This is a genomic window from Actinomyces sp. HMSC08A09, assembly GCF_001807465.1.
Lineage (GTDB): Bacteria > Actinomycetota > Actinomycetes > Actinomycetales > Actinomycetaceae > Actinomyces > Actinomyces oris.
The window spans coordinates 25,079-39,726 of the sequence record NZ_KV789089.1 but is presented as its reverse complement, the minus strand read 5'-3'; the positions used below and the strand labels follow the sequence as shown (position 1 = coordinate 39,726).

Annotated in this window: 10 protein-coding genes; 2 read left to right on the top strand and 8 right to left on the bottom strand. The window is 69.3% G+C overall.

Annotated features, from left to right (window positions below):
- Positions 1 to 12 precede the first annotated feature (12 nt).
- Entirely contained in the window at positions 13 to 861 is an 849-nt protein-coding gene (locus HMPREF3165_RS02070) for a VOC family protein (protein ID WP_070510521.1), read from the top strand.
- Positions 862 to 1,090: 229 nt separating this feature from the next.
- Here HMPREF3165_RS02070 and HMPREF3165_RS02065 read toward each other — a convergent pair whose 3' ends face one another.
- Positions 1,091 to 2,512 carry a citrate synthase gene (locus tag HMPREF3165_RS02065; protein WP_070510519.1) on the bottom strand — a complete coding sequence of 474 codons (1,422 nt, stop codon included), beginning with the start codon at positions 2,510 to 2,512 and terminating at the stop codon, positions 1,091 to 1,093.
- 240 nt (positions 2,513 to 2,752) lie between these two features.
- On the opposite strand from HMPREF3165_RS02065, the gene HMPREF3165_RS02060 reads away from it, so the two are divergent.
- Positions 2,753 to 3,988 carry an ATP-binding protein gene (locus HMPREF3165_RS02060; RefSeq protein ID WP_070510516.1) on the top strand — a complete coding sequence of 412 codons (1,236 nt, stop codon included), beginning with the start codon at positions 2,753 to 2,755 and terminating at the stop codon, positions 3,986 to 3,988.
- 16 nt (positions 3,989 to 4,004) lie between these two features.
- On the opposite strand, the gene dapC is transcribed toward HMPREF3165_RS02060, so the two are convergent.
- The 7 genes from dapC to HMPREF3165_RS02025 form a co-directional block, all read right to left on the bottom strand.
- Positions 4,005 to 5,213: a succinyldiaminopimelate transaminase gene (gene dapC, locus HMPREF3165_RS02055; protein WP_070510514.1), complete on the bottom strand. Its 1,209-nt coding sequence runs from the start codon at positions 5,211 to 5,213 to the stop codon at positions 4,005 to 4,007.
- Positions 5,214 to 5,268: 55 nt separating this feature from the next.
- Positions 5,269 to 5,619: a ferredoxin gene (gene fdxA, locus HMPREF3165_RS02050; RefSeq protein ID WP_009394099.1), complete on the bottom strand. Its 351-nt coding sequence runs from the start codon at positions 5,617 to 5,619 to the stop codon at positions 5,269 to 5,271.
- A gap of 286 nt (positions 5,620 to 5,905) precedes the next feature.
- Complete coding sequence (locus HMPREF3165_RS13580) at positions 5,906 to 8,746, bottom strand: VanW family protein (protein ID WP_256274772.1); 2,841 nt, start codon at positions 8,744 to 8,746, stop codon at positions 5,906 to 5,908.
- A gap of 15 nt (positions 8,747 to 8,761) precedes the next feature.
- On the bottom strand, positions 8,762 to 10,684 hold the full coding sequence (gene typA, locus HMPREF3165_RS02040; RefSeq protein ID WP_070510512.1) for a translational GTPase TypA: 1,923 nt from the start codon (positions 10,682 to 10,684) through the stop codon (positions 8,762 to 8,764).
- A 208-nt stretch (positions 10,685 to 10,892) separates the two neighbouring features.
- A complete protein-coding gene (locus HMPREF3165_RS02035; RefSeq protein ID WP_070510510.1) occupies positions 10,893 to 12,095 on the bottom strand; it encodes an MFS transporter in 1,203 nt (400 codons plus the stop codon).
- Positions 12,096 to 12,169: 74 nt separating this feature from the next.
- On the bottom strand, positions 12,170 to 12,865 hold the full coding sequence (locus HMPREF3165_RS02030) for a hypothetical protein (protein WP_256274771.1): 696 nt from the start codon (positions 12,863 to 12,865) through the stop codon (positions 12,170 to 12,172).
- Between the two features lie 73 nt (positions 12,866 to 12,938).
- Positions 12,939 to 14,606, bottom strand: a complete 1,668-nt coding sequence (locus HMPREF3165_RS02025; protein ID WP_070510508.1) for an ABC transporter family substrate-binding protein — start codon at positions 14,604 to 14,606, stop codon at positions 12,939 to 12,941.
- Positions 14,607 to 14,648: the final 42 nt, after the last annotated feature.

Genomic DNA, 14,648 nt, shown 5'->3' with positions numbered 1-14,648 from the left:
TACGGTGTTCACATGGACCAGCTCATCACTCCCGCCATCCGGTGCAACGGCAACGCCGATGAGGCAGCCCAGTTCTACGCCGACGTCTTCCGCGAGGGCTCCGTCGTCGAGCAGGTGCCCGGCTACGCGGCCACGGTCAGCATCCACGGATTCCAGCTCTCGCTTATCAACGGCGGCGACCAGGACGCCCCGAACCCGTCGATCAGCTGCATCCTGAACTTCGATCCGCTCCTGTTCGGTGGCGAGGAGCAGGCCCGGGCCTACCTCGATGAGCTCTATGAGCATCTCTCCGCCGGCGGTGTGCTCACGGAGCTGGGCGAGTACCCCTTCTCGCCGCGCTACGCCTGGGTTCGCGACCGCTTCGGCATGACCTGGCAGCTCATGCTCACCGACCCGGCCGGCGAGCCGCGCCCCTTCATCCTGCCCTCCTTCATGTTCGGCGGCACCAACCACGCCAACGCCGAGGAGGCCACCGAGGCCTGGATCGCTCTGTTCGACGACGCCCGCCGCGGGGCCCTGCGTCGCTACGGGGAGGGCGGGCCGATAGAGGCGGGGGCCGTCATGTTCACCGACTTCACGCTGCGCGGCACCTGGATGGCAGCCATGGACTCGGGGGCCTTCCACGACTTCACCTTCACACCCGGGGTTTCCATGATCGTCTCCTGCCGGGACCAGGAGGAGATCGACCGCTACTGGGCGGGGCTGTCGGCCGTGCCCGAGGCCGAGCACTGCGGCTGGTGCGTCGACCGCTGGGGCGTCTCCTGGCAGGTCGTCCCCCACAACATTGCCGAACTCATGGCCGACGCCGCCACCCGCGAGAAGCTCCTGCGCATGAGCAAGATCAACCTGGCCTGCCTGTAGGCGAGGAGACGCGCTGGACGGCCCAACGCCCTGATCGACGACGTACTTCTGCGTCGGGGACGTACTTCTCCCCCAAACCACTGCGGGCGGACCTCAGTGGTTTGGGGGAGAACGCAGTCCTCGTCGGGAATGTACGTTCCCGAACCGCATCGCCCGGCCCCAGACAACCGGCCACAGACAATCAGCCCTGGGCAACCGGCGTGGCCCGTGAAGCTCAGACTCTGGTGACTCAGACCCTGGTGACGCGGTCGAGGCTGGGGACACCGGCGCGGGTGGCCGGGTACTGGCCGTCGTCGTGCTTGCGGCGGTGCATGGCCACGTAGTGGCGCTCGGTGGAGCCGTCGTAAACCTGTCGGGGCCGCCCGATGCGCTTGGCGGGATCGGCGATCATCTCGCGGTACTGGGCGATCCAGCCCGGCAGGCGCCCCAGGGCGAACAGGGGCGTGAACATCTTCGTGGGGAAGCCCATCGCCTGGTAGATGAGGCCGGTGTAGAAGTCGACGTTCGGGTAGAGGCTGCGCGAGACGAAGTACTCGTCGCGCAGCGCCGTCTCCTCCAGCTCCATGGCGATCTCGAGCTTGCGGTCGCCGTCGTCGGAGCCCAGGCGGGTCAGAACGTCGTGGGCGGTCTCCTTGACGATGGCGGCGCGCGGGTCGTAGTTCTTGTAGACCCGGTGGCCGAAGCCCATGAGCCGCACTCCGTCCTCCTTGTCCTTGACCTTGCGGACGAACTCGGCCGTGCTCATCCCCGAGCTCTGGATGGTGTCCAGCATCCGCAGGACGGCCTCGTTGGCGCCGCCGTGCAGCGGCCCGGACAGGGCGCCCACGCCCGCGGCCACGGAGGCGTACATGTTGGCGTCGGCCGAGCCCACGAGGCGCACCGTGGAGGTTGAGCAGTTCTGCTCGTGGTCGGCGTGCAGGATGAGCAGCATGTCCAGGGCCCGCACCACGGCCGGGTCGATCTCGTAGGACTGGTAGGGCATGCCGAAGGTCAGGCGGATGAAGTCCTCGACGTAGGAGCGCTGCGGGTCGGGGTAGAGCAGCGGCAGTCCGATGGCGCGCCGGGCGATGTAGCTAATCATCGTGGGCATCTTGGCCAGCAGCAGCACGGTGGCGAGCTCACGCTCGTAGGGGTCGTGCGGGTCGAGGGTGTCCTCGTAGTAGGTTGCCAGGCCCGCGATCCCGGCCTGGAGGATCGCCATCGGGTGGCCCGACGAGGGGAAGGAGGTGAAGAAGCCGCGGAAGTCCTCATGCAGGAGCCGGTGGCGCGAGATGCGCCGCTCCATGCGCGCGAAGGACTCGCGGTCGGGCAGATCGCCGTTGATGAGGAGGTAGGCGACCTCCAGGAAGGTCGAGGACTTGGCCAGCTCCTCGATCGGGTAGCCGCGGTAGCGCAGGATCCCGGCCGCGCCGTCGATGTAGGTGATCTGCGAGGTGCACGACGCCGTGTTGGTGAAGCCCGGGTCGAGCGTCACCACGCCGGTGGAGCCCAGCAGCTTGGACACGCCCAGGCCGTCGGCGCCGTCGGTCGCCGGGGTGCGCGGCAGCTCGAGGTTGGTGCCGTCAACGGCCAGCAGGCCAGGACCGCCGACGGCGCTGGTCCGGCTCTGCTCGGGCTGCTCGGCCGCGGCGGTGGTGGGGGTGCTCGTCATCATGCCTCCTGGGGGGCTCGGGGCCGCACGCATCGCGACGGCGAGACCTGGGCCCACGGGGTTCCGGCGGGCCCAGCGTCCACTGTACGGGGTGCGTCGTCACGGCGTCGTTTCATGGGCTCATCGCGGGCCACCGGATCGGCCGATCAGCCCGGATCAGCCCGCCGGGGGCAGCAGCCGGACGCCCACCCGCGCTTGATAAACTTATCAAGCCAGTCGCTTGTTGATAAACTTATCAGCATGAGGACTCCCCTTGACTCGCCGTTCAGCCCAGGCTCAGACACGGTGCCTCTGGTGTGGGCGGGGCGCATCGAGCACCTCAGCGACTGGCGAGACACCCTTCGCCCGCGCCGCGCCGCCGGCATCCACGAGCGCGGCCGCACAATCCTGGGGGAAGCCGGCTCCGGAAAGTCCGCGTTGGTGCGCCGGATCGCGAGTGAGGCCTTGGAGGATGGCGACTGGGTCACGCCGCAGCTGCGCATCCCGTCGGGGAGCGACCCCATCAAGCGAGTCGCCTCGGCTCTGCTGACCCTCGCCGACACGGCGGGTCTGCCAGCAGCCAGGGAGCAGCGCATCGGCGACCTCCTGCGCCGCGTTGAGTCCGTGGCAGCCTCCGGCATCTCCCTGTCCGTGCGCGCCCAGGACGGCCCCGAGCCGTATTCCGCCCTGACTGATCTGCTCATTGAGATCGGCCGTGCGGCCACCAAGCGCCATGCCGTGGTGATGATCCACATCGACGAGGTCCAGAACATCACTGATGAGCACGCGCGCTCCCAGCTGCTCATCGCCCTGGGTGACGCGCTCACTCACGAAGAGCCCACGACCCTTCCCGGCGGACTGAGCGTTGGCTCGGCGCTGCCTATCGCCGTCTACCTGACCGGGCTGCCCGAGTTCGCGGACATGGCCGGAGCCCGATCCGGTGCCACCTTCGCGCGCCGCTTCCAAACCACCACGCTGGAGACCATCGACGACGACGACCTCCTGACCGCACTCCACCCCTTCATCAGCCAGGGATGGCCCATCACCACGGCCGACGGCGGCACAGATCGGATCTTCATGGAGCCCGACGCCCAACGCGCCATCGTCGAGCTCTCCTGCGGAGAGCCATTCCTTTTCCAGCTCGCCGGGCAGTGCGCCTGGCACGCCAGCACTGACAGCATCATCACCGCCGAGCACGTCCGTACCGGATGGAGCAGGCAGGCGGTCCACGAGGCGGATTCGCATGTGCAGCGCATCCTCGACCGGCTCCCACCACGCGAGAGGGAGTTCGTCGAGGCAATGGCCGAGCTCGCACCCGAGGAGCGTTCTCTGACGAACATCGCTAACCGGCTCGGCCACAAGAGGGCCACGGACGCGGGCCCCACCGCGCAGCGGCTCGACCTGACCCGCAGGATTATCCGGCGCGGTAGGCCCTACCGATTCCAACACCGCGCCGTCGGGGCCTATCTCACTTCCGAGTGGCCCGAGGTCGACTGACCGGGACCGGCCGGTCTCAGCCGGCGAAGAGGGCGGCGGCCTCGGGAGAGCGCAGGCGCGCGGCGGCGGCGGCCACGCGCTCGTCAGTGTCGGTCAGGCTCATGCGCACCCGCCCGGCCCCGGCCTCGCCGTAGAAGTCGCCGGGGGCCACGACGATTCCGAGCTCGGCGAAGGCCCCCACGAGCTCGTAGGCGCTCATCGACTCGGGCCCCCGGAGCCACAGGTACAGGCCGGCCACGGAGGCCGGATCGTTGACGAGCCCGGCAGCAGCGGTCGCCTCGACGAGCACCTCACGGCGCTCCCGGTAGACCTCCTTCTGCACCTCCATGTGCGCCTCGTCGCCGAGGGCGGCCACGAGGGCCGCCTGCACCGGAGTCGGCATGAGCATGCCGGTGTGCTTGCGCACCTCGGTGACAGCGCCCACGAGCCGCGCGTCGCCGGCGAGGAAGGCCGCCCGGTAGCCGGCCAGGTTGGACTGCTTGGAAAGGGAGTACAGGGCGAGCAGGCCGCTTCGGCCCGCGGCTCCCCCGACCCGGGGGTCCAGGAGGCTCGGGATCGGCTGGGTGTCCCACGGCCCCTCCCAGCCGAGCTCGGCGTAGCACTCGTCGGAGATGACGACGGCGCCCCGCGCCCGGGCCCAGGCGACGATCCGGGCCATCTGTTCGACGCTCAGGACGTGCCCGTCGGGGTTGCCGGGGCTGTTGAGCCAGACGACGGCCACGGGCGCGTCCTCGGCGATGCCCCAGGTGGCGGGGTCGGCGTCGGTGTCCACGGGCACGGGAGTGGCCCCCACGAGGCGGGCGCCGACGTCGTAGGTGGGGTAGGCGGCACGCGGGTGCAGAACGAGGTCGCCGGGATGCACCCCCAGGTGCAGCGGCAGGAGGGCCACGGACTCCTTGGAGCCGATGGTGGGGATGACCTCGTCATCACCGAGGCCGGCTACGCCCCGACGTCGCTCCATCCACTCGGTGATGGCGGCACGCACCACGGGGGCGCCGACCGCCGTCGGGTAGCCGGGGGCGTTGGCTGCCGAGAACAGGGCGTTGCGGGCGATCTCAGGGGTGGGGTCGACGGGCGTGCCCACCGCGAGGTCGACGACGCCGTCCGGGTGCTGGGCGGCCCGCTCCCGGTAGGGGGTCAGCGAGTCCCAGGGGAAGTCGGGCAGGGCGAGTCGGCGGGGCAGGTGGAGGCTGGGGAGGGTCTCAGGTGTCGCGCTGGTGGTCACGGGCCCTGATTCTTCCTCACGGGCCGGGGGCGTCTCCACCCCCGGCCCGCCAGGCTCAGTAGCCGTTGGCCTCTTTCCACTCCTCGTTCTGCGGGGGCAGGGCGGCGATCATGGGGTCGTCGTAGTCCAGCGCGCCGGTCCTCTGGGCGCCGCCGGGCGAGCCGAGTCCCTTGAGCTCGAAGAAGTCGATGTTGGCGCGGGTGTAGTCCTCCCACTCCTCGGGAACATCGTCCTCGTAGAAGATCGCCTCGGTGGGGCAGACGGGCTCGCAGGCGCCGCAGTCGACGCACTCGTCGGCGTTGATGTAGAGGCTGCGTTCACCCTCGTAGATGCAGTCGACGGGACACTCGTCGACGCAGGCGCGGTCCTTGACGTCGACGCAGGGCTGGGCAATGACGTACGTCATGGCAGCAGTGTCCTTTCTTCTCAGGGGAATCCTCCCGCGCGGGTGAGCGGGGTCGGGCCAAGTATGGTCCCCCGGCGCCCGTCGGCCCAAGAGGTGAAAGAGTGGCCGTCAGCACGCCGAAAACTCAGGGTTGCCACACCTCGATTACGTCACTGCCGCGGCGCGAATGTCACAGGTAACACCGACGTCGGAGCGCCGAGAAAGGCCTCAGTGTCCATGGCGCTGACATCAACCCCGCACCGGCGCTGCACCCCGGCAGGGCTCCAGGCTGCCGGGGCGCCCCGTCTCAGGAGCAGACGATGTCGTTGTCGGCGGCGTACTGGGTGGTGAGCACGTCGTCGGGCAGGGCCTTGCCGTCGTGCTTGCGGGTGCGGGTGACGGTGATGTCGAAGCCGGGGTTGCCACCCGAGTAGGGCTCGCAGCCGGGGCCGGACTTGCGCTCGGTGGACACCGGGCGGAAGTTGAACCGGTCCGAGGAGGTGATCGACACGTCGTAGTACTTCGTGGACCACATCCGCACATGGATCTGCTCGCCGTCCAGCCAGGCCTGGACCAACACCGCGTGGGACGTGGAGTTCGTGAACTTCACGTCGAGCTTGCCGGTCCACAAGGTGGCCTCGCGTCCGGCCGGGTAGCGGTCGAAGTAGTACTGGTGGGCATGGTGCTCGGTGTCGTCCATACCGGCCTCAAAGCCGGCGTTGAAGACGGTGGTGGCCACCTGGCTCAGCCCGCCGCCCAGGGAGTCGACGTGCTGCCCGTTGGAGATGACTCCGGCATCGGCGAAGCCATGCTCGTAGTCGACCTCGCCGAGGGTCTTCTCCAGGGAGAAGACCTCGCCGGGCTTGACGACGGTGCCGTTGACGAGCTCGGCCCCGCGGGTGAGGTTCTGGGTGCGCGGCGCGTCCCCGGCGTTGTACGGGGTGGCGAACTCGCCGATCGCCTCGCTGATGCCCCACTCGTTCTGCGGCGTCTTCACCGTCGGCTCGGACACGACCATCGGCAGGGTCACGGTCCGGCCGGCGACGTCGGTGGCGGAGGTGCCGGCCTTGAGCAGGCTCGCGGACAGGGCGGCGGTGTCGATGGTCTTCCCCTGAGCGGCGGGGACGTACTGGGGACGCGCCCCGGGGGCGCCGGTGGCGGAGCCGTCGATCTTCCAGGTGGCGTTCTGGGCGGGGGTCTCGACCTGGCCGACTCTGGCGACGATGGCGTCGCGCAGCGCGGTCGGGTCGAAGGTGGCGCTCAAGGTGCCGCCCTCGGAGGAGATCTTCAGCATCTCAGCGGTGTCCTGCGGTGAGAAGGCCGCGGCCGCGCCAGGGTTCTTGCTCTGCGCGCCGGCTCCGGCCGTGTTCACGGTCAGTCCGCTGGAGAGCAGCGGCGTGAGGGTGCCGTCAACGAACGCGGAGGCCTCCTCGTCGGTGATGGCGGGGGTCGCGGTGCCCTCGGCCATGGCCAGAGTCTTCTTCCCCAGGGGCCAGGTGCCGCCGATCCGCTTGAGAGAGGCCTCGACGTCGAGTCCGATGCCGTTGCTCGCGGGCGTGGTGACCGGCTTGGTGCCATCCAGGGTCACGGTCGCCGAGACCGCACCATTGGCCATCGTGTCGACCCGGTCCTCCAGGGCGCCGCGCAGCGCGGTGGAATCGACCCGGATGACGGCGTCAGTGTGCTGACCACCGAGGCGCTGGGCCAGGGTGAGGGGGTTGAGGGTGAATCCGGTGAGCTTCTTGACCGAGGCGTCGGTGTCGACCGAGATTCCCGACTTGGCGGGCACGAGCTCGGAGCTTCCCTGCCCGACGGTGAGGGTGACGGGCTGGGCGAGCTGGTCGCCGACTCCCTTGCCGATACGCTCGTGGGCCTTCTTGGGGCTCAGGCCGGAAACATCGACGCCGGAGACGGTGGTGCCAGAGGCAATGTGCTGGGTGGTCCACCAGGCGATGCCGCCCCAGGCCAGCAGCAGGGCCGCAGCCCCGGCGGCGCAGGCAGCGGGGATGAGGCGCCGACGGCGCGAGGAGCCCGACCCGACTGCTGCGCTGTTGGTCTTCTTCGCGACGTTCTGGGCCTTGGCGGGCTTGTGCGTCGTCGCGGCCGCGGCCAGAGTCTCGGGGACGGCTGCGGGGGCGGCGTTGTCCCCCACCGGATCGGCATCGCCCTCGGTGGGCTCAGCGGCTCGGGCGGCGTCGACGGCGGGTGTGGACTGCTCGGGCGCCGAGGGCGACGCCCCGGACAGGCTCTTCGGCACGATCGACGGCGGCATGTCGCCGGAATCGGGGCTCCACGCGGTGCCCCGCCGGGTCTCGGCAGACGCATCGGCGCCGGCCGACTCATAGGGCGAGAAGGCCTCAGCAGGGGTGGTGGCCTCGTCGACGACGCGCATCGATGCCGGCGTCGCCACCGGTTCGGCGGCTTCAGTGGCGGGAGCCTTCTCCTCAGCCTGCTCGACGACGGCCGGAACCGCCTCAGACTCCTCGGAGTGCTCGACGGACTCAGCCGGCTCAACAGGCACAGCGGACTCGGCAGGCGCAGCAGGCTGGGCCGCCTCGGCCACCTCCGCGGGCTTCACGACCTCGACCGTCCCGGCGGACTCCCCCTCCTGGGCCTCGGCGCCGGGCTCCTCAGCCGCCTCAACCGGTTCGGCAGACTCAGCCTCCTCGTCCTGGGACTCGTCGTCAAGGTTGAGAGTCGGGGTGCCATCGGCGTCCCCGCCCTCAGCGGAGTCGCCCTCGGCCGTCCCATCCTCGGGCCGCTCGACGGCCGGAACCTCCTCGGCCTGCTCGATGGACTCGGCCGGCTCGGCCACCTGAGCGGGCTTCACGGCCTCGACAGCCTCAGCAGCGGTCTCCTGCGCCTCACGGGCCTCAGCGCCGGGCTCCTCATCCGGATCGTCCTGGGACTCCTCATCGAGGTTGAGGGTCGGGGTGTCATCGGCGTCCCCGCCCTCGGCGGAGTCATCCTCGGCCGTCCGCCCCTCAGGCCGCTCGGCGGCCAGAGTCTCCTCAGACTCCTCGACCGCCGCAGCATCCTCGGCCTGCTCAACGGACTCGGCCGGCGCAGCAGCCTCAACGGACTCGACGGCGTCGGCTGCGGCCTCGGGGGCGGCAGGCTTCTCCCCGCGGTTGACGGACTGGCTCATGGGCGGCGGTTCCTCTCAGGCCTCGGCACGACGACGGCGGGCGTTCTCGCGGAAACGCTCCTGGGAGTTGAGGATGACCTTGCGGATGCGCACGGCCTCCGGGGTGACCTCGACGCACTCGTCGTCGGCGGCGAACTCGAGGGCCTCCTCCAGGGTGAGGCGGCGCGGCGGCACAAGGGCCTCGAAGGTGTCCGCGGTCGAGGAGCGCATGTTGGTCTGCTGCTTCTCACGGACCACGTTGACGTCCATGTCCTCGCCGCGGGGGTTCTCCCCCACGACCTGCCCCTCGTAGGTCTCCTGGGTGGGCTCGACGAAGAAGCTGCCGCGGTCCTGCAGGCGGATGAGCGCGTAAGCGGTCACGGCCCCGGCGCGGTCGGAGACGAGGGAGCCGGTGGTGCGCGAGACGATCTTCCCGGCCCAGGGGGCGTAGCCCTCGGCGATGGAGGAGGCGATGCCGGTGCCACGGGTCTCGGTGAGGAACTGGGTGCGGAAGCCGATGAGGCCGCGGGCCGGCACGAGGAACTCCATGCGGATCCAGCCGGTGCCGTGGTTGGTCATGGTCTCCATCTGGCCCTTGCGGGCGGCCATGAGCTGAGTGACGGCGCCCAGGTACTCCTCGGGGACGTCGATGGTCATGCGCTCGATGGGCTCGTGGCGCTTGCCGTCGATGGTGCGGGTGACCACCTGGGGCTTGCCGACGGTCAGCTCGAATCCCTCACGGCGCATCTGCTCCACGAGGATCGCCAGCGCCAGCTCGCCGCGCCCCTGGACCTCCCAGGCGTCGGGCCGGGTGGTGGGCAGGACCCGCAGGGATACGTTGCCGATGAGCTCGCGGTCCAGGCGGTCCTTGACCTGGCGGGCGGTGACCTTCGCGCCCTTGGTGCGCCCGGCCATCGGGGAGGTGTTAATGCCGATGGTCATGGCGATGGCCGGGTCGTCCACGGTGATGAGCGGCAGGGGGCGGGGGTCCTCAGGGTCCACAAGGGACTCGCCGATGGTGATGTCCTCGATCCCGGCGACGGCGACGATGTCGCCGGCGTGCGCCTCTTCGGCGGGCTTGCGGTCCAGCCCCTCGGTGACGAGGAGCTCGGAGACGCGGGCGGAGGCCAGCGAGCCGTCGTGGCGGGCCCAGGCCACCGTCTGCCCCTTGCGCAGGGTGCCGTTGTGGATGCGCAGCAGCGCCAGGCGGCCCAGGAAGGGTGAGGCGTCCAGGTTGGTGACGTGGGCCTGCAGGGGGGCGCCCTCCTCGTAGGAGGGGCCGGGGATCCGCTCGATGATGGTGCGGAAGAGCGGCTCGAGGTTGTCGTTGGCCAGCAGCTCGCCGTCGGCCGGGGCCTCGGTGTCGGCGCGGCGGGCCTTGGCGGAGGCGTAGATGACGGGCACGTCCAGGACGGCGTCGAGGTCGATGTCGGGGTGCTCGTCGGCCAGGTCGCTGGCCAGGGACAGCAGCAGGTCGGTGGACTCTCCGACGACCTCGTCGAGCCGGGAGTCGGGGCGGTCCACCTTGTTGACCACGAGGATGACCGGCAGGTTCGCTGCCAGGGCCTTGCGCAGCACGAAGCGGGTCTGGGGCAGGGGCCCCTCGGAGGCGTCGACAAGGAGGACGACGCCGTCGACCATGGACAGCCCGCGCTCGACCTCACCGCCGAAGTCGGCGTGACCGGGGGTGTCGATGACGTTGATGACGATGCCCTCGGGGCATCCGGCATCCGCGGCGGAGGGGCCCGAGTAGTGGACCGCCGTGTTCTTGGCGAGGATCGTGATGCCCTTCTCACGCTCCAGCTCGCCGGAGTCCATGACGCGCTCACCGGTGGTCTCCTCGGTGGCCCGGGCCCCGAAGGCCCCCGCCTCCCAGAGCATGGCGTCGACAAGAGTGGTCTTGCCGTGGTCGACGTGGGCGACAATGGCGACGTTGCGCAGATCCTGGCGCACGCTCATAGGGGGCACTTCTTCCGGTGGGAGGACGCCGCGGGTCAGGCACCGCTCAGGCACCGACCACAGGGCACGAAACAGGGAAAGACTAGAGGACGCCGGTCGCGACCTGCCATGGCCGGGCCAACACCCGGCATGTGCCGCCCCTCACCTCGACCATTCAGGCGCCGGCAGCATCAACCGCCTTGCGGAACTGCGAGCCACCTGCTGCCGATCACTCCGCAGCCGATTCGACGTCCTCCACCTCCGGAGAAACGGCATACGCCCACAGGCACCCCAGCAGCACCACGACGCATACCCCAGCGGTCATCAGTACACCCGCATCCTGCCCCAGCCACACCGCAAGGGCAGGAACAGCCACATAGCCAAGCGGCGCGACGCCATCCCCGGCGAGGTAGTCCAAGGCGAACACAGAAGGCAGTGCGTCACGCTCGACTCGAGACTGAAGAAACGTCTCCCAAGCCACACTCGTTGACGCGATCACCGTACTTGACCCGAAGAGGGACACCGCGACCAGCCATAGAGGCGCACCGAGCACCACGCTGACCGGAACCGGAACGAAGCTGAGAAGCGCAATCAGGCAGAGCACTGGGCGCGACAAGCGGGATGGCAGACGAACCAAGGACCCCACGATTCCACCGACCGCAAACAAGGACTCGCTGACACCGATGAACCATAACGCCTGATACTCATCGCGCAGCACGACGGGGAATAGCGTCATGTAACTTCCCCACACAGTAAAGTGCCACACCCCGGAGGCGACCAGCACAACGAGAACACCTCGGGAACGTGCAGCGGCCTGCAGTCCCCGCTTCAGCGCGGCCACGCGATCCGCACCTCCTGTTCTGCGCCCCTTTGGCAGGCGGCTCTGGGAGAGCAGGCACACGAGCATCAGTAGGGAGACCAGCCACCAAGCATCTGAAACACCTCGCCATGACTGCACCAGCGCAATAGCTCCAGGGCCGGCGACCGCGCACAGGCCGGCGACGACTGCCCTGGCAGAATTCATCCGATCCAGCAGATCCGGCCGCACGAGGTCAGCGACATAGGACCCCATCGTTGGATACATGATCGATGCGACAAATTCCAAGGCGAACGACACAGTGACGTACACGCCGAGGCCAACCGAGCCGGCACGACTCAGCATCGCGATCCCGCCACAGATGACGATCCATGCAGCTGCCGCACCGCCGAACATGGTCTTGGGGCTGACGTGGACCAGCATCTGCGGAGCCAGCAACGCACCCAGGATGCCCGGCAGCGCCCCCACGCCGAGAACCAGCCCGACACCGGAGGCGCTGTAACCCTCCGATGCGACAGCTATCGCCAGCAATACGGGAACTGCCGAGTTCGCCAGAACATACAGGCCTCGCGACACAAGAAACTCAACGACGTAGTCCTCCGCCATCAGCTTCATTCGACTACCTCTCCCCCGCACTCCCAGCGCGCACTCGTCCCTCTCGCCGTCCATCAGAGCAGTGGTAGGTCACGTCACAGCAGCACGGTCACGGCCGCGAGCGCGACGGCGAGCAGTCCGGCGGCGGCGACGACCGGGCGGTTGAGGCTGCTGGTCACGCCGGCGGCCGCGCCGGGCGCTGTCTCGTCCGCGGCCCGAGCGGGACGGCTGCGCACCTGCTCGGCGTAGGCCTCAATGAGCGCCCCGGCGTCACCGGTGTCGAGGTTGGTGCGGTGAGTTCCCTCCCCCACCAGGTACTCCGGGCGCACCGCCGGGGCCGGCTCGGCGGCCCGCAGACCGTCGCGCCGCTCCTGCTGCTCGCGCAGCTCCTGGCGGCGCCGGAAGGACTCGGCCATGCCGCCGCGGCGGGGAGCGGCCGAGGCCCGCACCTCGACGTCGTCACGGGTGACGACCGACAGCCCCCAGCGGGTGCGGCACATCTCGACCTCGTCCCAGCCCAGCACGTGAGTGCGCCAGGCGTTGCGGATGGTGAGGGCCCGCGGGGCCAGGGTGATCTGCGGGGCCCACCACAGCAGCCAGGTGAGAAAGGTGAGCAGCCCCGCCCAGGCCAGGGTGCGCAGCCCGTGGGCGGCGCCGTCGGCCAGGCCGATCGTCAGGGACATCCCTGCCGCGGCCAGGCCGATGAGGACGGTGCCCAGGCGGGCCGGCAGGGAGCGGATGACGACGGTCGGCATGACCGGAGGCACAGTGGTGGTCACGGTGGTGGGCACGTCTTCTTGCACGGGCGCATCATGCCGCACCGACTCGCGTCCGTCGTCATCCGCTCCAGTTGAGGGCACCGGCTCAGCTCTTGACGTAGCCGATGCTCTCGGGCCGGAAGGAGGCCAGCCCCTGGGCGCCGAAGTTGCGCAGCGTCTTGGGCACGGCGGTCAGCTGCATGCGCTGGTAGATCGGGATGTTGAAGACGTTCTCCCACAGAATCTTGTCGAGATCGTTGGCGAGCTTGTTGCGCTCAGCGCCGTCGGGGGTCGAGCCGATCTTGGCGACGTGCTGGTCGACCTCGGGAACGGACAGTCCGGTGTAGTTGGACTGGCTGGTCGAGGCGTAGTACTGGCCCACGTTGGACAAGGGGTACTGGGTGTTCTCGGTGGTGAAGGCCGTCAGCGCGTAGTTCTTCTTGTTGATGTACTCCGGGAAGTACTTGTCGATCTCGACCGTGGAGACGCTGAGCTTGATGCCGACCTCGCCCAGCTGCTTCTGAAGGAGGTTGGCCTCGTTGGTGGCCACCGGGGCGTTGGAGGGGATGGTCATCACCAGCTCGAGCTTCGTGCCGTCCTTGGCGCGCACGCCGTCGGAGCCGGCCACCCAGCCGGCGCCGTCGAGCAGCTTCTTGGCGGCCTCGACGTCGTGTCCCCAGCTGGTGGAGTTGTCCTGGTAGCCCTCCTGGACGGGCAGGAAGAAGCGGTTGCCCATGAGGGTCTTCTTGGCGTCCACGGGCAGGCCCGCCAGGTCGGAGGCGGCGATGGCCTCGCGGTCGCAGGCCCGGGTGATGGCCTGGCGCACGGCCTTGTCCGCCAGGGGGCCGGAGGAGGCGTTGAACATGATGTGGCGCCACTGCAGGCCGGTGTTCTGGCGGACCTCGGCGTCGTCACGGCCGCTGGCCTGCTGGTAGACGTCGGCGGAGAAGATGTAGTCCAGGACGTCGATCTCCTTGTTGGCGAAGGCCTGTCCCATGGCCGAGTCGTCCAGAACGTGCAGGGTGACGGTCTCGAGCTTGGGGGCGGCGCCCCACCACTTGTCGTTGCGCTCCAGGGTGATGACCTGCTTGGACTCGTCGTAGCTCTTGATCTTGAAGGGGCCGGCGAAGTAGTCGTTGTTGAACTTGGTGGCGCCGGCCATCGACTCGTTGAAGGTCTTGGCATCGGCCATGAGCTCCTTGGGGGAGATACCGGCCAGGGCGTAGGACCAGTCGGGGTAGACCGAGTTGAAGGTGACCTTGGCGGTCTGCTTGTCCACGATCTCGACCTTCTCGACCTTGTCGATTCCCTCGACGGAGGCCCAGGAGTAGCTGGGGTCCTTGACGTGGTCGAAGAACGCCTTGATGTCCTCGGAGTCCCACTTGCGTCCGTTGCCCCAGGTGGCCTTCTCGTTGACGGCCACGGTGACCACGGTCTTGCCACCGGCCTCCGCTGCCTCGAGCTTGGTGAGGAAGTCGGGGTTCGGCGTCGCCTTGCCGTCCTCGGCCCAGTCGACGACGTAGGGGGCGACAAACTTCATGACCAGCCGTGTGTCGACGACGTTGCCGTCCACGGTCGCGGCGTTCCAGTTCGTCGGCGCCGAGCCGATGCCGAAGCGCAGCGTGCCCCCGTCCTGGAGCTCGTCGGGGGCGGCGGTGGGCACGCCGGCGGTGGAGCCCGAGGAGCCGGAGCCGTTCTTGGCGCAGGCCGCCAAGGCGGTCAGGACGGCCGCGGAGGCCGTCGTGGCGAGGAACATGCGACGGTTGAGCTTCATGGGAATCTCCGTTCACTAAGGGCGCCGTCGTCGGCGCGCGGT

Coding starts and splice junctions, on each gene's coding strand:
- HMPREF3165_RS13580 (WP_256274772.1), bottom strand. CDS start 8,746: ATGAGCCAGTCCGTCAACCGCGGGGAGAAGCCTGCCGCCCCCGAGGCC.
- HMPREF3165_RS02065 (WP_070510519.1), bottom strand. CDS start 2,512: ATGACGAGCACCCCCACCACCGCCGCGGCCGAGCAGCCCGAGCAGAGC.
- typA (WP_070510512.1), bottom strand. CDS start 10,684: ATGAGCGTGCGCCAGGATCTGCGCAACGTCGCCATTGTCGCCCACGTC.
- HMPREF3165_RS02035 (WP_070510510.1), bottom strand. CDS start 12,095: ATGAAGCTGATGGCGGAGGACTACGTCGTTGAGTTTCTTGTGTCGCGA.
- fdxA (WP_009394099.1), bottom strand. CDS start 5,619: ATGACGTACGTCATTGCCCAGCCCTGCGTCGACGTCAAGGACCGCGCC.
- HMPREF3165_RS02025 (WP_070510508.1), bottom strand. CDS start 14,606: ATGAAGCTCAACCGTCGCATGTTCCTCGCCACGACGGCCTCCGCGGCC.
- HMPREF3165_RS02060 (WP_070510516.1), top strand. CDS start 2,753: ATGAGGACTCCCCTTGACTCGCCGTTCAGCCCAGGCTCAGACACGGTG.
- HMPREF3165_RS02070 (WP_070510521.1), top strand. CDS start 13: ATGGACCAGCTCATCACTCCCGCCATCCGGTGCAACGGCAACGCCGAT.